The sequence below is a fragment of the Pedobacter sp. KBW01 genome, from assembly GCF_003852395.1.
In the GTDB taxonomy this organism is placed as follows: Bacteria; Bacteroidota; Bacteroidia; order Sphingobacteriales; family Sphingobacteriaceae; genus Pedobacter.
On record NZ_QAJQ01000013.1, the window covers coordinates 67,491 to 88,405 of the forward strand.

Genomic DNA, 20,915 nt, shown 5'->3' on the forward strand with positions numbered 1-20,915 from the left:
GGTGCGGCAGAAAAACAACTACCACTATTTTTTTACACAAACCCCCATTTTTGGGAGATAAAAACCGCATTTCAATAGATTAAAAGCAAAAAAATGAATCTTTTAAATTTAAAAACCTTCTACGAAAAGTATAAGTCTCATCTAATTGTGTGGGGTATTTACATCATTTACGAAGTATTTATTCTAGGCTTACTGAGCAAAAGATTTCAACCGCCCGCCATTTATGTGGTAATCTATTTAACCAATATTTCTGTTTTTTATACCTACTCCTTTTTTCTGAATAAGGTACTCGACGGAAGTAAGGGCACCTTAAAAATTTTAAAGATTTTCCTGCTAATTGCACTTGCCATTTGTACATATATTATTACTACCCATTTACTCGGGCTCCTGCTTGTACAACTCCACCTGTTTAAGGTTGAGGTGCCGCTTGCGCTCAGTATGAATTTTGTTTTAAACTGTATTTACCGCTCGTTATTATTTATTGGTTTTGCTACCGGTTACGTTTATATTAATAAATCATTAGAAGAGCGAAAGAAGGTAGAGGCGCTGGAAAGGCAGAACCTGGTTACTCAAATTGAAAAACAGGCGTTGGAAAATGATTTTGTACAATCGCAGAATAATTACCTGCGCAGTCAGATTAACCCTCACTTCCTGTTTAATACCTTAAATTTTATTTATAATGACGCCCGAAAAAAGGCTCCTATGGCTGCTGATGCCATTATGAACCTTGCCGAAATGATGCGCTATGCCCTTAAACGGCCTGAAGCATCAGAGGTAGTTCCTTTAAGTGAAGAAATTGAGCAAATTGAGCACCTGATTAATCTTCACAAGCTCCGTACCGCCAATACCATTAACCTCGAACTTGAGGTAACCGGAGATTTATTCGGACTCAGATTTCCACCTCTTATCCTGTTAACTTTAGTAGAGAACATTTTTAAACATGGGAATGTTTCGCATTCTACCCAACCGGCACAGATAAAGATTGTTTACCAGAACAATAACCTGAATATCACCACCATCAACATGATTAACGATAATAAGGGCAAGCAAACAGAAAGTCACCATGTGGGAATTGAAAATATTGCGAAACGCCTGAACAATTTTTATGGTGAGGATTATATGTTCAGGTATTATAAAGACCCGTTAAACCGGTATATTACAGAAATAGATGTAAATATTGTAAATCCAATGGCCAGGTTAAACCGTTAACGGGCCATTGCATTTTGACGCTGAATTTCCTTTACCAGGAAATAATACATCACCATTTCATGCGTACGCTGATCTTTATTAAACAGCCTGTTTACATGCATGTGCATTAAATCGCTAAATAGTTTTGCCTGCTGTGTTGACTGGGTATGTTTTAGCATACCAATCAATGAAGCAGATAAAGCATTAAAGTTCTGCTGCTGATCTTCGTTTAATCCGCCAAAAGGAGCTTTTCTGAATTCCTGGTACTGACTGTTCAGCTGTTTAAAATCAGTTGCATCTAAATGATGTTCGCGGTTAAATGCATCAGAAATTCCGCTAATCATTTTAAACAGGGTTGGGCGGTCGGTTATTTTCGAAACAACCAGCGTTGATACCAAAGCTGCACAAAGTTTATACTTATCAAAATGATTGGGCTGGGTTTCAAAAAGCGAAAGTACAAATGCGCTGTCGACGGCAAAATGTTTTTCTACATTTTCAATATTATCACTTCCGTAACGCTCAAGCTCCCGTTTATAGGTTTTAATCTGCACATCCGAAACCAGGCCACTGTTTAAAAGTATAGCCAGGTCTTCCATCAGGTCGGCAATTAGTGCCTGCGCCCTAAGTTCGTTTTGCAACCGCAACCTAAACCTGATGTGGTTTCCATTTTCATTGTACCTTATAAAAAACCAGGTTTTGATATCAGCTTCATGACTGGCAATGAAAGGTGCAATAACTTCGGCTAAAACCTGATCTGACCGCTGTTGGTGCGAATATATTTCGAAATACAGCCACTCCTTACCCGGCGGAAAAAAACGGGTTACTGCTGCAGATCCTGCATGGGCTGTAATTCCAGTATAAAGTTGTTGGTTATGAGTAAGACTTAAGATAAACTGCGAAAGATAAGGCTTCGATTTTTCATCAACAACAGCACTTTCCTCAGGAAAGGTAACTTCTTCCAAATAAATGCTGCTTTGTTTTTGCATGTACTGGAGAAAGGCATTCAGATCTTCATCGCTATCGAGTGCAAAACACAGCTTCTGATCGGCTACTCCTGCTTTAAAATATGGGCTTAGTCCTAATTTGGTCAGGTATTCGCGGCAACGATCAACCGGCAGATACTTTTTATCAGCGCCTAAAAGATTTTCCTTTTTGATTTTCCACTTGTTATTGCTCAAAACGATATTCTGGTACTGCAAGCGCGGATAATAATCCAGATCGGGGAATATGCTATCGAGCGGAATGGAAAGATTGCTCTGCAAACCCTGGTGTTGCAAATCGCAAAGTAGTCTGAATACCGAAAGATCGGAACGGGAATAATTATAGGCTGAGGCCAGGCGCGGTATTAACCGCTTATTTAACCGTTTAGAGCGGAGTATAACTTCTGTACCCCGTACCGATAGCTGTATATCATTCAAAACTAAAGGAGCAGCCGATGTGTCGAAATTTAAGATAGACAACTGGTGGTTATAAATCAGTTTTCTCCTGTTTACGTTATCCACAGTAGTCTCGACCATATAGGCTACATCGAAAAACAAAACGTCAGGGTTAGCTTCCTGTTCGATACGGGCAATACTTTTGGTATAACGTTCAACCGCTTCATCAGCCATCGTAAAACGGCCGGTTAAAGCATTTGATGTAGCTCCGCCTATCTGCTCGGCAAAAATAAGATCGTCTTGAACTGACATGATCATACTCAGCGAATTGGGCAGAGGCAAGATTTTTTCATTCGGCGTAAAAGAAAGCTTGTTCAAAAAAATGGTTTTTCCTTTTTCGAAACCTTGCGAAGAGAGGTTTGCACGCAACTGGTTTTTAACCTGCTCGCTTTCTGTTGTTTTTTTTGAGGGCTTGTTATTTAGCCTGGCTATAAAATCGTCGTTTTGCCCTGCCTGTTCCAGTTCATCATAGCCCACGCCCGTTTCGGGATCTAAGGCCACCAATAGCGAAATTTCCTGATCTTCGAATTTCCTTTTAAAACGTGTGGTAAATTGCCCAAGCGCACCTTGATCTTTGGCAGGCAAAATATCCTGCATTAATTTAGCTAATGCCGGAATTGCCTGAAGCAATCGCTCTTCAATATTTCCAGACTGAACGGCTCTTTGGGCAAGGAGATATTTAGGTAGACCGGTAGTATCGTTAAAGCCAATACGCTCAAAATAATCAGCGCCTATAATGTTAGGGTCGTAATTAGTAAAAATGAGTTGCAGGTCGTGCATATCCTGCAGTAAGCCAAATAAACCTTCAAGTTCAGTATGCTCCAGTTGTAGTGCCTTAACCAGATCATTAACGCTGATAGGTGCTAAACAGCTATCTAAAATCTGCTTTACTGTATTATCGTAATCGAGTTCTGCCAGCTCAAACACTCCATCGGCACAAGCTATGTAGCGAATGCTGTTTGGTGTTAAGTAATAGCTGCTGTTGCTAAAAAGCATGCAGTTTTTAGGTAATATTTCGGCCAGCTGAAACCCGATATTGTTTTTTTGCGGCCAGTCAACCAGTTCGCGTACCTGCAATGCTTCCTGCACAACAATAGGTTCAGCAACGGGCTTTATGCCATTATCCAATAAACTAAAGCTGGCAAAGGTACCGTAAGGGGTTGCACGGAATTTAGACCTGTTAAAATACTTCCAGATGGTAAAATGGATTTTAGGTGGAAGACCGGCTAATTCGCTAGCCTTTACCTCTTTTATCGTTTCGTAAAAGGCTGCCGAAGAAATCGAAATAGCTTCTTTTAACTCCTCCCAACAATCAGTAAGTTCTGTTTGATATGAAAACTTAGGTGTTCTAAAAATTATTGTTGGTTGGATATGAAGTTTCATTGTGTTTAAATGGTAGGCGGAAAATTACAAAGATTAATTTAAAAAGGGCGATAAAAACAAAAAAGCCATCTCCTAAAAAGAAGATGGCTCACCGGGATGCTAATTTTATATTATTTTTTGGTTACTTTAAATTCTGTTCTTCTGTTTTTGGCCCTGCCTTCAGGATTATCCTTTTTCTTGCGTTTAACCACAATCTCGTTTGGAGCTATCGGCATCGACTCGCCATAACCTTTAGAAGTCATCCTCGAAGCAGCAATACCTTTACTCTCCAGATAATCAACACATGATTTAGCTCTTCTGTTTGATAGATCGAGATTATATTCGTCGGTTCCAATATTATCAGTATGAGAACCTAATTCAATTTCCATTTCCGGGTTATCTTCCATAATCGGGATTAAGAAATCCAATACCTTTTTAGAAGGCTCGGTTAACTCAGCGCTGTTAAATTCGTAATACACATTATCCAAAGCCATCGGGATACCCAGTTTAAAAGGACTAAGGCAATAATCTTTATAAATCAAGGTATCTGCTTTGGCAAGTTCTTCGTATGGGTAATTGCGGGTAATGGCAAAATAGTTGTCTTTAGCAAAAAGCAATTTAATTGGTCTTTTCGAATCTACTTTAAACCTGTAAACACCGTCTGCGCCGGTAGTAAACTTTTGCGGTCCCTCTGCATTGGTGAGGGTTACAGCAGCATCGGCTAAAGGTGCTTTGGTTTTACAATCGGTTAAAATACCTGAAATAGAGAGGTACTCTTTTTTCACCTCAAAAAGTTCTAAACAGCATGATGATTCGCGATCAGAACTGATATAACCTCTTGTTCCTCTGTCATCAGTTGCAGTGAAATAAAGATCATCTTTTGATGAGTTGAAAGGATAGCCCAGGTTTTTTGGAGTAGACCAGGTAACCAGATCGCCTTCCGACTCGAAAAAGTCAAGACCTCCGAAACCGGTTCTGCCATCTGTACTGAACAATAATTTTTTGGTTAAAGTATTATAGTAAGGCGCACGCTCATCATCTTCAGTATTAATGTTCGGACCAAAGTTTACGGCCTGACCTAAAGATCCGTCTTCGCGGATAGCGCAGTACCATAAATCGAATTTCCCGTAACCACCGCTCCTATCTGATGAGAAAAGCAGGAATTTACCGTCGCTGGTTACAAAAGGTTGCGAAGAATTAAAATCTTTACTGTTTACCTGCAAACCAACTGGTTGTGGGTCTGACCACTTATCGCCTGTTTTCTTAGCACTGTAAATACCATATTTTTCTTTGTCCTTCCAGGCTGTAAAATAAGCCACACTGCCATTGGGCGAAAAAGCCGGTGCAGCTATTTCAATATTCTTTGGGAAATTGATATCTACCATTTTAACAGCAATATCGCTGGCACTTAATTCACCTTTAGCGGTATAAATGTTATTGATGAAAGGGTTGCTTTTAGTGGAAACCTGCACATCGCCTGCATCGGTTTTAACCAAATCGCGTTTCCCGGCTACTGCAACAGGGCGTGAAGAGGTAAAATAAAATTCGTTATTCAGTTTAACCGGGGCATAGTTAGAGCCTAAACCGTTTACGTTAGCAGGAAGTTTTTTTACCTGCACCATGCGTGGAAAACGCATTTCCTCGATGGCGAATTTACAGGATTCGATTTCTTTTTGTGCCTCTTTAGCCAGCGGATCATTTCCGTTTCTTTGGATATATTGCTGAAAAGCGTCGATAGCCAGATTGAACTTTTTATTTGCGCGTAAGCTTTCTGCATAATAAAAAAGAGCTTTACGGTAGCGGGTATTGCTAAAAGTTATGGCAACTGCATAGTATTTTTCGGCTTCGTTAAATTCACGGTATAAACGGCTCGATTCTGCCAGGTTATAAACCGATCCTTCATAATCTTCTATCGCTTTATTATCAGAAGCTGTTTTTCTTTCTTTACCATAGGGTAAAATAGCATAAGTGCTATCTCCGGTAATTTTTAATGCTCGTTTATAAAAAGTAGATGCCGCATAGTAATCCTTATTTTCAAAATAAGTATCGGCAACCTTTTTATAATTTACTACAAACTGTGCGTTTGCATAACTGCCAAATGCCACTAGCAAAAAGAGTAATATTTTTTTCATCTTTCTAAATTTGGTTTCAATGGTGATGAAGCTATCATGATTCGAAAACCATGATGTTTTTTTCATCTGAAATAATTATAAACGTGGGCAAAAGAAGTTTGGACCAATGATTCCGTTGCGGCCGATTAAAGAAATAGACAATTCTAAACCACCATTGCTATTTGATGCACGGTTAAAGCTCGAGGTATTTACATCATAGCTCAATCCGAAAACCATGTTTTTTAGCTGTAAGCCAACAAAAGCAATTGCAGCATCTTTAGCCCTGTAATTACCCCCAAACAAAATATTTGCTGATGGGTTAACGTTTAGCTGTGCATAGGCACCTAGCGAAACCTCGTTTGTATTTCCCTGGTACATAACCAAAGCATTCGGTACAATATCTAACAATTGCGATGCACGGATTCTTGCACCACCATGAGCGGTAACGCGAACCGGCATTCTTGAATTACTGCCCGAAAAGCGATCCATTGGGCGCGTTAAGTGTGCAGCACTTGCCCCCAGGAAAACGTTTACACTTTTATTGGGGTTACCATCGAAAAACATTACACCAGCATTAACATCAGGCACCAATGAAGATTGTGATGATAAAGTTTCACCGCTCATCATGCCACCGTCGTAGCCCGAAATCGGGTTAAATTGGTTACCAAACCTGGCTTGCGAGAAGTCGAAACTGCGGTTGATAATACCGGCTTGTAAACCAAAACTGATCATCTGCAAGCCTTCTGCGCCAAAGCGTAAGCGGTACGATCCTGAAACAAGGGCGGTTAGGTAGTTAAAATCCAGCTCCCCTGCTCTTTGATTTAATACTGTAGCGCCAAATGCGAAGTTCTTTTTAGGCGCCATATCGAATGAGGCACCACCAGTTAAGAAAGAGCTGTTTAGCGCACTCCATTGCTGTTTAAAGTTTACCGAACCACGGTAATCGCCATCAATTACCCCCGTTAAAGCTGGGTTCAGCCATAACGGGTAAGCATAATATTGAGAAAAATGTGGGTCGGTTTGCGCAAAGGATTTTGCTGTACACAGCAGTAATCCGAACATGGCAACATATATTTTTAAAGCCGATAGTATTTTCATGGTCTATGATTTTATCTGTTTATTATTAATCCTCTTCTTATCTAATCAGCGTTACTGTTCCTTTTTTCAGGGTACTTGTTCCATCGGCAAAGGTTACTTCAACCATGTAAACGTACACACCTGTTGGCTGGTTAACACCTTTAAAGGTTCCGTCCCATCCGTTAGCAACGTTATCTGATTGGAATATCAATTGACCCCATTGGGTGTAAATGCTCATTTTAGCACTTGCAATGGTATTGCCATAGATTAAGAATACATCGTTTTTACCATCGTTATTTGGTGTAAATGCATTCGGTATATACACCTGGTTTCCAAAAGGATTAGATGCTTTGCCCGTAACCGGAGTAGAGTTTGCACTGGTTTGGCAATCTAACTGGCCTTTTGCCCTTACAATAATGGTAACACTTTGATCAGGTTTTAAGCCTAGCGCGGTGTAACTTGTTCCAGTCGATCCGCTTGTTGGACTAATCCACGATAAGCCATTGTCTAATGAAACCTCATAACCTGTGGCATTGGCAACCGCAGCCCAGCCAAATGTTACACTGTTAGGTGTTGTGCTTTGTACCACTACCACAGGCTTATCAAGTACTGGAAGTACATTTACGGTAACCGCTGTTCTGGTTGGACTTGCACAACCACCTACTGCAATACTTTCTACATAGTAAATAGTAGTAGCGTTTAATGCAGGGGTGGTAAACGTAATACCTTCTGCTAACATTGCACCTCCAGAGCTTGAAGCATACCATCTGTAAACTAAGCCTGTTACCGGATTATTTACGGTTAGTATGGTTGAGCTACCTGCGCAAAGTGTACCGTTTGCTGCTGTTACCGATGCAGGCGCAACCGGTACTGGCAAGGCGGTAACATTTACCTGAGTTCTTGAGGTTGATGTACATGAGCCGTTAGCACCTTCAACATAATAAGTTGCATTGGCATTTACCGTCGGAGTAGTAAAATTAACTCCTGTTCCAACTGGCGACCCGCCAATTGCAGCAGTGTACCAGTTGTAAGTAACTCCCGTTTGCGGGTTGGTAACGGTTAATACTGCAGGGCTTCCGGTACAAACACTTACCGATGATGAAGCTACTGTTGGTACAGTTGGTTTTGCATTAACGGTAACCGTTACTTTAACCCTGCCACCATTGTTGGTACAGCCGCCGGTGCCAGTTGCAATTACGTAGTAATCGGTTGTGGCAGTAAGTGCAGTTGTATTAAACGTAGTACCTGCGAATAACAGGTTGCCATTGGTTGCAGCATCGTACCATTGGTAAGTTACTCCTGGCTGAATGTTGGTAATGGTTAATGTTGCAGCATCGCCCGCACAAATACCACCTACCGGAGCAGATACTGTTGGTGTAGAAGGCGTTGCGTTAACCACTACATTTACCGATCTGGCTGTTGCAGCCGTATTTTCACATTTGTTATCACCTTTAACCGTTACATAATAAGTAGTATTGGTGCTTAATGCAGGCGATACAAATACTGGTCCGGTAAACACTACGGTAGTTAAGGCCGCATCGCTATACCAGGTAAATATTGGGTTGGTAACCGTTGTGCTGGTAGCCGCTAACGTAGCTGCTGTGTTTGCACAAACCGAAGTAGAACCATTTACCGTAATATCGGCTGCTACTGCAATTGGGTTAACAGTAACCGTTATTGCCTTAGCATTAGCTACACTGTTTTCACATTTGTTGGCACCTTTAACCGTTACGTAATAGGTAGTTGTAGTGGTTAAGTTTAGCGTGGTGAATATCGGGCCAGTAAATGCAACGCTGGTTAGTGAGGCATCGTTGTACCAGGTAAATACAGGACTGGTAACTGTAGTAGAACTGGCGTTGATCACTACCGAACCAGAACCACATACTTTAGCTGGCGTTGATAAGGTAATATCGGCAGCAGTTGCAACCGCATTTACATTTACAGTAACCACCTTAGCATTGGCGGCAGAACTTTCGCATCTGTTATCTCCTTTTACAGTAAGGTAATATTTAGTTGTTGCCGTTAATACTAGTGTATTAAAGGTAGCGCCTGTAAACACTGGTGTTGTTAAGGCAGCATCGCTGTACCAGGTAAATATTGGGTTAGTAACCGTTGTACTACTGGCCACCAAACTAGCTGATGAACCTGAACAGATTGTAGCATCGGCTGCCGTTACATCAGTTGCTGATGCTACGGAGTTAACAACAATGTTTACAGATTTAGCAGTAGCCGCACTGTTTTCGCATTTATTATCGCCTTTTACTGTAACGTAATAGGTTTTGTTTGCTGTTAATGTTGGCGTTGTAAATACCGCACCTACAAAAGCAACATTAGTTAAAGCAGCATCGCTATACCAGGTAAATACCGGATTGGTAACTGTTGTACTGCTGGCTGTTAATACTGCTGCAGATCCGCCACAAATATTGGTCGATCCATTTACAAGAATATCACTTGCAACAGCTATTGGGTTAACCTTGATAGTTACTTTTGCAGCATTAGCAGCTGTGTTTTCGCATTTATTAGCTCCTTTAACTGTTACGTAATACGTAGTAGTAGTTGTTAATGCAGGTGTTGTAAATATTGGACCTACAAATGCAACGCTGGTTAGTGAAGCATCATTGTACCAGGTAAATACAGGACTAGTAACCGTAGTAGAGCTTGCGTTGATTACTGCAGTACCCGATCCACATATCAATGTAGGTGTTGATAAGGTAACATCTGCAGCAACAGCACTTTGATTAACCGTAACCGTTACTACTTTAGCAGTAATTTTTGAGTTTTCACATTTGTTATCACCTCTAACTGTAACATAGTAAGTAGTAGTTGCAGTTAATGTTGGTGTAACAAACGATGTACCTACATAGGCTACGGATGTTAAATTGGCATCGGTATACCAGGTAAAGGTTGGGTTGGTAACTGTGGTGGTGCTGGCTACCAATGTAGTACCAGATCCTGAACAGATGGTGGTGTTAGCAGCAGTAATGTCGGCTGCTGTTGCCACTGGATTTACCGTAATGGTAATTACCCTTGCTGTACCAGGTGCATTTTCACATTTATTATCGCCTTTAACCGTTACATAATAAGTAGTTGTGCTGGTTAAAGCTGGTGTAGTATAGTTTGCACCAATGAAACTTACATTGGTTAAAGCGGCATCGCTGTACCAGGTAAACACCGGATTAGTTACTGTTGGAGATGTTGCACTCAACACAGCTGATGATCCGGCACAGGCCACTGTGCTTCCGTTAAGGATAATGTCGGTTGAGGTTGCCAAAGGATTAACAGTAACCGTTACCACTTTCGCATCTGCAGCACCGTTTTCGCATTTGTTTGCACCTTTAACCGTTACATAATAATTGGTAGTAGCAGTTAAGCCGTTTACCGTAAAGGTTGGTCCGGTGAACACTACACTTGTTAGTGAGGCATCGCTGTACCAAGTAAATACCGGTTGCGTAACTGTTGTGCTCGAAGCCATCAACATTACGGTAGTACCCGAACAGATACGGGCATTGCTTACGGCAATATCGGCAGCGGTAGCAAACTCTTTAACCGTTACGGTAACCACTTTTGCGTTAGCCGGTAAATTCTCGCATTTATTATCTCCCCTTACAGTTACATAGTAAGTAGTGGTTGCGTTTAGTGCAGGCGTAGTAAAGCTTGTACCTACATAAGCTACTGTAGTTAAAGTTGCATCACTGTACCAGGTAAATACCGGATTAATTACGGTTGTTGTTGAAGCAGATAATGCCGCGGTAGATCCTTTACAAATTGAAGTTATTCCGCTGATGGCAATATCTGAATCTGTAGCTTTTGGATTAACTGTTATGGTAATCGATTTTGCTGTAGCAGCTGTATTCTCGCACTTATTATCGCCTTTTACAGTTACATAATAAGTGGTGGTAGCATTAAGTGCAGGCGTAACAAAGCTTGCTCCTGTGTTTACAACCGTAGTTAAAGCTGCATCGCTATACCAGGTAAAGATTGGGTTGGTAACCGTAGTGCTGGTAGCAGTTAAGGTTACTGTTGAACCACCGCAAATGGTGCTTATTCCGGTTAAATTAATATCAGTCGGACCAGCAACCGGGTTAACGGTAACCGTAACCTCTTTTGCATTACCTGGGGTATTTGCACATTTATTTGTACCGCTAACGGTAACATAGTATTTAGTAGTAACTGTAATGGCTGTTGTATTGAATACCGCACCCACATTAACAACCTGTGTTAAAGCAGCATCGCTGTACCAGGTAAACACCGGACTGGTTACTGTAGTGCTGGCTGCAGTTAGTACTGCTGTACCCGAAGCACATAATGATGTTGTTCCGGTCACAGTTAAATCGGCAGCAGTTGCTGATGGATTAACGGTTATAGAAACTTTTGTACGGGTTGGGTTTGTACAACCTGCTCCACTTACCGATTCTACATAATAATCATGCAGACCAACTGCAAGAGATGCTGGGGTAGTAAAGCTGCTGTTGTTGGTAACCAACATGTTTCCGCCAACCGCTGCATCGTACCAGTTATAGGTGATACCTGCAACGGCCTGAACGCTTAATGTTGCAGGTGTACCGATACAAGTCGTAGCCGGGTTGGTAGTCGAAGCAATTGGAGGTGCTGCCGGAGGCAATATGGTTACTACCACTTTGGTGCCTACCGTTTCGCAACCATTAGCCGTTGCTGTTACCGAATAAGTATAAGTACCGGCAGTTAAAGTTGGGTCGGTGGTGAAAGTTGCGCCATCTTTTCCGGCCTGATATGTAGTGCCTAAGTACCATTTATATACTACACCAGCCTGTGGATTTTGTACGCCTAATGTAGCCGACGAACCCTGACAAGCACTTGCAGTTGCTGATGTTACTGTAGGTGTCGTAATTACACGTTGCGCATAATCTAAATTAACTGAAGTTAATGCGCCTAGCAATCCAGAGCTTAATCTTAATTCTACACCATCGAATTTACTGGTTGGAACAAAGCTTAAGATTGCAGAAGTTCCGCCTGATAACAGTTTTAAGCTGATTAATGGATTAGATACAGAAACAGCATCGTTATTGCTGGTGGTTCCCTGGAAAGTAGTTACCGTTAAGTTTGGCAATACCGCCACCGAAAGCAATGCTCCAGGCGTAGTAATTTTCACTTTTAAGGTATCACCTACGTTCGATAATCCCGTAAAACCAACCTGGTGGTAAACCGAAGCGCCCAATAAACCTACCGGGATAACCAGACTTGATCCGGTATTTACATCATTATCAACTGCATAAGTTGGGTTGAAAACGCCAGCTAAAACAGCTACACCTGTTACACCACTGGCCACTGTTGTTGTAGCAGCGCCACAAGGTGTAGTAACCGGCGTACCATTAGGAATAACAGTAACCGTAACAGTAGCCCTGCTGGTAGCTGTACAACCACCGGCCACGGTAGCTTCTACATAGTAAGTTGTAGTAGCAGTTAATTGCGGTGTAACAAAAGTTTCACCGGTGTATACTGGCACCAAACCATTTGGCGTGGTATACCAGTTAATGGTTGCTCCTGCAGTACTCGAAGTTGCTTTTAACACTGCAACCGAACCTTCGCTGATGGTTACGGAAGGTGGCGTAATTACCGGAATATCTATAGTACCCAATACAATTTTACCTTCCGTTCTGGTTGATGAAGTACCACAGCTATTTACCGCTGCTACAAAATAGCTGGTATTTGCTGTAATTAATGGTGTAGTAAAGTTGTCACCAGTAAATAATACGGTGTTCGACACTGCACTATCGTACCAGTTGTAAGTTGTACCCACAACCGGATTTTTAACCTGGAAGGTAACCGATGTATTCGGACAAGTATTTACCAGTGCCGAAAGTAAATCAGGTGTTACCGGAGCAGGGTTAGTAGTTACGTTAACTACTGTTTTGTAGCTTACACAGCCAGTTGCAGAAACTGCTGCAACATAGAATTTAGTGTCGCTGGTTAAAACTGGCGTGGTAAATATAATACCATCTTTACCGGTTAAATAAGTGCCGGTAGCATCGTACCATCTGTAGGTTAATCCTGCTGATGGGTTGCTTACCTGCAATTGGGTTGTTGAGCCCACGCAAGCGGTAACATTGGCTGCCGTTACTGTTGGAGCAACCAATATACGTTGTGCGTAGTTTAAGTTTATTGAAGTTAATGCACCTAATAAGCCAGAGTTTAACCTAACTTCTACACCATCAAACACGGTTGTTGGTACAAAAGTGATTAAAGCCTGTGTATTGCCGCTTAACAATTGAATATTAATTAAGTTATCATTCAACAGTTTCGAATCACCATTGCTGTTGGTTCCAACATAGGTTGTGATTGATGCGTTGCCTAATAACGAAAGTGATAATAGTTTTCCTGGCGATGATACCAATACACGTACGGTATCGCCAACTTTAGATAATGATCCAAAACCTACTCTTTGATAAACAGATGCACCCAATGCTCCCACCGGCATTACCAGTGATGAAGCTGTTTGTGTATCGTTATCAATAGCCAATGCCGGATTAAATACACCCGATAATAAGGCTACACCTGTAACACCGCTAACCTGCGTGGTTGCAGCCTCGCAAGGAACCGGGTTTGGAGATCCGCTGCCATCTACCGTAATGGTAACCTGTACACGCGTAGCTGATGCACAACCGTTGGTAGAAACCGATTCTACATAATAAGTTGTGGTAGCCATTAATGGTGGCGTTACATAAGTAGCACCTACATATACCGGTGTAGTTGCAGCAGCAGAAGTATACCAGTTAAAGGTATTGGTTGCATCAGCCGATGTTGCTGTTAAAATTGCTGTCTGTCCAGCGCTTACTGTTGATGAGCTAGCGGTTACTACTGGTAATCCCGGACGAGGGTTTACTGATACCGCAGCCACAGCACGTGCAGCACTGGTACAGTTACCTTGCGATGCTTCTACATAATAAGTTGTAGCAGCAGCTAAGACCGGAGTTTGAAACACAGCTCCGGTAAATACCAGATTACCCGCCACTGCAGCATCATACCATTTGTAAGTTACCGCAGCATCTGGATTGGCAACAGATAATGTAGCTGATGAGCCTTCACAAACATTGACAATAGTAGCCAATACTGGTGTTGGAAGTGCTGGAGTTACCGTTACAGTTACCGGAACACGTGTTGGGTTTGGACAAGAACCTTTACTTACCTGAATATAATAAGTAGTAGTAGCTGTTAAAGCTGGTGTGGTGTATGTTTCGCCAGTGGTAAGTTGTGTGCCGCCAGTTGGAGCATCGAACCAGGCCAATGTAGTACCTCCATTTGCTGTTGCCGCTAATGAAGCTGTACTACCTGCACAGATGGTTTGTGCGCCGGCAGTTATAGTTGGGCTTGGATAAACTACAGTTGCACCGTATATGTCTAAGCTGGTTACAGCCGAAACTAATCCGCCGAAGCTAACCTGTACCCTATCATAAACGCCACCTGCAGCTAATGTTGCCGTAAAACGGTTACCCGAAAGTAATTGAAGATTTAATAATGATGAATTTAACTGAACCGTTCTAACCACTGTAGAGCCATTCAGGATATTTACCGTAACGTTGCCCAGGGCGGTTAAATCTAACAAGCCACCTGGCAAGGCTAAATCTAAACGTAAGCTATCGGTAGCCACGCCAGCCGATGGGAATATCAATTGCTGATAACCCGAAGCGCCTACACCTACCGCCAGCGATATTCTGGTAAAGTTGGTTGCATCGGCATCAGTAGAGTTTCCTGCACCGGTAATACCACACAATAAACAAATTCCGTTTATACCCGAATTTTGTGCGTTGGCAGCATTACAAGCTGTTCCACCACCACCGTTTAAAACAGTAACAGTTACTGCTACACGACTTGCGCTTTTACAGCCATTGCTGCTGGTAGTTTCTACATAATAAGTGGTATTGGCAGTTAAAGCCGGTGTGGTAAACGAAGTACCTGATCCAACTTGGGTACCTCCTGTTGCAGCATCGTACCATTGAATGGTGTTACCCGCATCAGCAGTAGCCAATAAAGTAGTAGACTGACCGCTGTTAATTACCTGACTGTTGGTTGTAACCGTTGCTAAAGTTGCAGCCGGGTTAACCGAAACATTTACGGCTGTTCTCGAACTTACTGCAGTTCCGGATACCGCCTCTACATAAAATACGGTGGCTGAAGTTATTGCTGGTGTTACAAAAGTACCGTTGTTGTTCGTGGCCAGTGGCGTGCTTCCGGTTGATGCATACCAGTTATAAGTTACACCTGCTTGCAAATTGCTAACACTTAAGGTAGCAGGGCTGCCGGCACAAACCGTAGCTGCTGCCACTACTGGTGCATTAACGGTAACAGTTAAGCTATATGCTGTTGTTGCTTTGTTTCCGTTCGCATCGGTAGCAGTTAAAGAAATGGTATAGTTTCCGCCTACAGTTGGTGTACCTGTAATTTCTCTTGTTGCGGTATTAAAGCTTAATCCCGGAGGAAGGCCTGTTGCTAAATAAGTATATGGTGCGGTACCACCTGTTACCGCTGGTAAAGTTTGGGTTGGATAAGCAGTACCTACTACACCGTTTGGCAAGGTTGCACCTGGTAACGATAGTACACCAATTACTTTTAGTGCATAAGTGTTACTTGCGGTTCTGCCTTCGCTATCAGTAGCAGTTACGCCAATAGAATAATTTCCGGCTTGTGTAGGAGTGCCCGAAATGGTTCTTGTTGCAGGATCAAAAGTTAATCCGGCAGGGAGGTTAGTACCTACATAAGTATATGGACCAACGCCACCTGTTGCTGCTGGCAAAGTTTGTGTGGCATATACTGTTCCCTCTGTTCCATCAGGCAAGGTTGCTGCTGGTAACAATAAAGGATTAACTACAGTAATGGTATAGTTGGTTGTCGCTGTTTTTCCGTCAGCATCGGTAACCGTTACCGGTACAGTGAACGTTCCGGCAGCTGTTGGTGTACCAGTAATTTCTCTGGTTGCAGGGTTAAAGGTTAATCCGGCAGGAAGGCCAGTAGCTGCATAAGTATAAGGTGTTGATCCACCTATTGCCGACGGAATAGTTTGTGTTGGATAAACTGTTCCGGTAGTTCCGTTAGCCAAAGTTGCTGCAGGTAATACCAGCGGATCGGTTACTTTAAGGGTGTAACTGGAAGTAATGGTATTACCATTGGCATCAGTTACGGTAACCGGTATAGTAAAGGTTCCGGTTTGTGTCGGAGTACCTGTAATTTCTCTTGTTGCAGGGTTAAAGGTTAATCCCGGAGGCACACCTGTTGCTGCATAAGTATATGGACCCGTACCACCAGTTGCAGCCGGAATTCCGTTTGTAGTATAGGCTGTACCTGTTACGCCATTAGGCAATGCACCAGGTGCCAAAGCCAGGGCCGGTGTTACAGTTAAGGCGAAAGTAGCCGTTGCTGTACAGTTTTTGCTATCGGTAACCACCACATCAAAAGTTGGGTTGCCCGTTGCAGTTGGTGTTCCGCTTACTAAACCACTTGGCGATAAAGTTAAACCAGCTGGCAAGGTACTGCCTGCCGCTAAAGCATAAGTATAACCTGCGGTACCACCTGTGGCTACCGGAAGCTGTTTGCTATATGCCGAAGCAATTGTTGCATTGGTTAAAGTTGCGCCTGCAAATACAATTGCCGGGTTAACAGTTACCGTTACAGGAACTCTTGTTGTATTTGAACAGCTTCCTTTGCTAACTTGTACATAATAAGTAGTGGTTGCAGTTAAAGCCGGAGTAGTAAAGTTTGCTCCGGTACCTACCTGAGTGCCACCTGTAGGCGCATCGAACCAGGCTAAAGTAGTACCACCGTTTGCTGTTGCACTTAATGCTGCAGTACTACCCGAGCAAATGGTTTGTGCACCAGAAATAAAGGTTGGATTTGGATAAACTACGGTTGCACCATAAATATCTAAGCTGCTTAATGCCGAAACTACAGCCCCGAAGCTTACCTGTACCCTATCATACACACCACCAGCTGCAACAGTTGCTGCAAAACGGTTAGCCGATAAAAGTTGAAGGTTTAATAATGAAGCACTGATTTGTGTTGTTTTTACAACCGTTGTCCCATTAAATACGGTAACGGTGATATTGCTTAGCAAACCTACATCAGCCAGGCCGCTCGGTAAAGCCAAATCTAAGCGAATGCTATCAGTAGCTATACCTGCCGCAGGGAAAATTAACTGTTGGTAACCTGTTGCACCTACACCTACCGCTAAGTTGATCCGCGTAAAGTTGCTTGCATCAGCATCAGTAGAATTTCCGGCACCGGTAATTCCGCACAATAAACAAATTCCGGTAATTCCAGAGTTTTGCGAGTTTGCTGCGTTACAAGCTGTTGCACCACCACCGTTAATTACGGTTACAGTTACCGCTACGCGACTTGCGCTTTTACAACCGCTTGCGCTGGTTGTTTCAACATAATAAGTTTTAGTTGCTGTTAAAGCCGGAGTGGTAAACGAATTTCCTGTTCCAACCTGTGTTCCAGCTGTTGGTGCATCAAACCAGGCAATGGTATTGCCTGCATCGGCAGTTGCATTTAATGTTGTGGTTTGACCAGAATTAATATTCTGGTTATTGGTGGTTACCGTTGCCAAAGTAGCTGGCGGGTTAACCGAAACTGAAACAGATGTTCTTGAGCTTACCGCTGTTCCCGAAACCGCTTCTACATAGAACACAGTTGCTGAGCTCACTGCCGGTGTAACAAAAGTACCGTTGTTGTTGGTTGCTAATGGTGTACTACCTGTTGAGGCATACCAGTTATAAGTTACACCTGGCTGCAAATTGCTTACCGTTAAGGTAGCTGTACTGCCCGAACATACTGTAGCAGATGCAACTACCGGATCATTTACAGTTACTGTGATCGTATATGATGTTGTTGCTTTATTATTATTTACATCAGTTGCAGTTAAAGCAACATTATAAGTACCACCTTGTGTTGGCGTACCGGTAATTTCTCTTGTGGTTGGGTTAAACGATAATCCAGGAGGCAGATTAGTTGCTGCATAAGTATAAGGCGAAGTTCCACCTGTTACCGCCGGTAAAGTTTGTGGTAAATAAGATGTTCCAACAATACCATTCGGTAAAGTTTTGGTTGGCAGACTTAATGTTCCGTTTACTTTAATTGGATATGTGTTACTTGCCGTTTTACCCTGGCTATCCGTAACGGTAACACTAATGGCATAATTACCCGCCTGTGTTGGTGTACCTGTAATTTCTCTGGTAGCTGGGTTGAAAGCCAATCCAGCAGGTAAATCGGTAGCCACATAAGTGTACGGACCAACACCACCTGTTGCGGCTGGTAAAGTTTGGGTAGCATAAACTACTCCCTCTGTTCCATCAGGCAAAGTAGCTGCAGGCAACAATAAAGGATTGTTTACCTTAATGCTATAATTGGTTGTTACCGTTTTGCCATCAGCATCGGTTACGGTAACCGGTACAGTATAAGTACCCGCTGTTGTTGGTGTACCCGTAATTGCCCTGGTTGATGGGTTAAAGGTTAAGCCCGGAGGAAGACCTGTTGCCGAATAGGTATAAGGCGTGGTGCCTCCTGTTGCAGCCGGTATAACCTGCGTAGTATAAGCCGTTCCTGTTGTTCCATCAGCTAATGTTGCTGCAGGTAACAATAAAGGATCTGTAATTTTTACGGTATAGCTAGAAGTAAGCGTATTGCCATTGGCATCAACAACCGTAACCGGGATAGTATAAATTCCAGGTTGGGTTGGTGTTCCGCTAATTTCTCTGGTGGCAGGATTAAAGGTTAATCCCGGAGGAACGCCTGTTGCCGAATAAGTATAAGGCCCGGTTCCACCTGTTGCAGCCGGAATGGTTTGAGTTGGATATACTGTTCCTGTTATACCGTTAGGCAAAGCACCTGGCGTAAGTACCAAAGTTGCTGTCACAGTTAAAGTATAGTTCGCGGTAGCTGTACAGTTTTTGGTATCTTTAGCTACAACAGAAAAAGTGTAGATATTGGCTACACTTGGCGTTCCGGTAATGGCACCTGTTGAGGATAAAGTTAAACCGGCTGGCAATGTACTGCCGGCAGCTAAGGCATAAGTATAGCCTGGTGTACCACCTGTTGCAACATCTAATTGTTTAGCGTAAGCAAAACCTGCCGTAGCATTGGTTAAGGTCGATCCGTTAAAAATAATTTGTGGATTCACCGTAATTACTACAGGTACCCTTGCCGATTCGGCGGTACAACCTAATCGCCTTGCTGCAACATAATAAGTTTTATTGGCGGTTAATGCCGGTGTAGTAAAAGTACCGTTATAGGCAACCGTTTGTAGCGCAGTTCCACCCTCTACTACGTCGTACCAAATTAATTCGTTGGTACTAGGCGTAGTAGCCTGTAAAGCTACAGTAGTATTGTAACATGCGGCTATGGCGTTACTTGCCGGGGCAGTAAAGGTTGGCCTGCCTGCAGAACGCGTTACGCCATACACATTAACGGTTTGTGTAAGGTTCAAAGTAACTAACGATCCCAGTGTAACTTTTACACGATCGAAAGCTACACCTGGCGAAAATGGTACTGAGACCGCTTGTCCGCTATTGAGCAGGCCAAGCAGATCTAAATTTATGGTTGAAGCTACATTACCGGTATAAACCGCAGTACCGCCATTATAAGCGGTTACCGTAATATTTTGCAGCACTCCTGCTGTTAATAAAGCTGCTGTAGAATTAAATCTTAGCGAAAAATCATCACCCGCGTTCGATGGGGAGTCAAAATAAAAATTTTGGCTAATGGATGAGCCCACGCCAAGTACACCTAAACTAAGCTGAGAAAAGTTATTGGGATCCGAATCAATTGCCCTTTCGCTATTGGTAACGCCTGAGCTACCGAGTTGAAGCGCATCGAGGGTTATTCCTGTTCCTTCATAACCCGTGGCAAATGCCTGGGCGCAAGGATCGATTCCGGAAGTATAAAATGCATAATATACTTTAGTACTGTTCGATGTTCCCAATAATAAAGCATTGGTTACATCTTTTATATATACTCTGTCATAAGCCTGAGTTGGCGTTATGGCAACATAAAAGAAGCCATTTGCATCTTTTACCAACCGTAGATTTTCTGATGAGAAAGCTGCCGTACTGCTTCCGCTTAAAATAGAGGTACTTCCATTTCTGGCCCCAATCTCAAAAGAGTGGTTCCCCAGTACAACTGTTCCGCCTACATTGGCTAGTAAACCACCTAAACTACCGCCTAACAACCTATTCAGGATATCTCCATCAAAATCTATTCTGATATAAGAGGTGATACCCGCTGAAACCGCAGCCGGATATTTTAGCTCCAGCTCGCCGTTATAGCTACCTAAACCAAGCAACGCTCCACCATACGAATTAACCGTTGCGAAGTTGTTGTTGTTTAAAGTTGCATTTGTTGCATTATCTACATGGCTCTGTGCAGATACAGTATTTGCAAAAACTTTTGTTTGCGCATACGATTTGGAATAGAAGAGCGTTAATAAAATGATGATTGCAACACAGGTATTGCGGACTATCCCTATTCGGGACGAAAAAGTATGAGTTTTCATCATGTCAGGCGTTGTTTAGAAGACTTACTATGGGTAAATGCTGCCGTTAGGTAAATGTTTTTATAGGTGCATTATATAATCATGACAAATCTAAATCTAGAATAGGTTGGTATTTCATCCATTGCTATTCATTTTCCAAAAACCTTATCCATTCATTTTATTCATAGCTCGCATTCTTAATGAATAGATTTCCTCAATTGTGAAATTATGATGACATTAGCGCTA

At 42.5% G+C, this 20,915-nt stretch carries 5 protein-coding genes; 1 reads left to right on the top strand and 4 read right to left on the bottom strand.

Annotated features, from left to right (window positions below; genetic code table 11):
- Positions 1 to 93 precede the first annotated feature (93 nt).
- On the top strand, positions 94 to 1,209 hold the full coding sequence (locus DBR40_RS14645) for a sensor histidine kinase (RefSeq protein WP_124560502.1): 1,116 nt from the start codon (positions 94 to 96) through the stop codon (positions 1,207 to 1,209).
- On the opposite strand, the gene DBR40_RS14650 is transcribed toward DBR40_RS14645, so the two are convergent.
- From DBR40_RS14650 to DBR40_RS14665, 4 genes are all read right to left on the bottom strand, one after another.
- Positions 1,206 to 4,007, bottom strand: coding sequence for a lantibiotic dehydratase (locus DBR40_RS14650; protein WP_124560503.1), 2,802 nt, complete (start codon positions 4,005 to 4,007; stop codon positions 1,206 to 1,208). The two genes, DBR40_RS14645 and DBR40_RS14650, sit on opposite strands and share 4 nt — an antisense overlap.
- A gap of 110 nt (positions 4,008 to 4,117) precedes the next feature.
- The gene (locus tag DBR40_RS14655; RefSeq protein ID WP_124560504.1) at positions 4,118 to 6,118 is read right to left on the bottom strand and encodes an OmpA family protein; all 2,001 of its coding nucleotides are present in this window, start codon (positions 6,116 to 6,118) and stop codon (positions 4,118 to 4,120) included.
- A gap of 75 nt (positions 6,119 to 6,193) precedes the next feature.
- The gene (locus DBR40_RS14660; protein WP_124560505.1) at positions 6,194 to 7,195 is read right to left on the bottom strand and encodes a PorP/SprF family type IX secretion system membrane protein; all 1,002 of its coding nucleotides are present in this window, start codon (positions 7,193 to 7,195) and stop codon (positions 6,194 to 6,196) included.
- Between the two features lie 37 nt (positions 7,196 to 7,232).
- Positions 7,233 to 20,693, bottom strand: a complete 13,461-nt coding sequence (locus tag DBR40_RS14665; RefSeq protein ID WP_124560506.1) for a putative Ig domain-containing protein — start codon at positions 20,691 to 20,693, stop codon at positions 7,233 to 7,235.
- Positions 20,694 to 20,915: the final 222 nt, after the last annotated feature.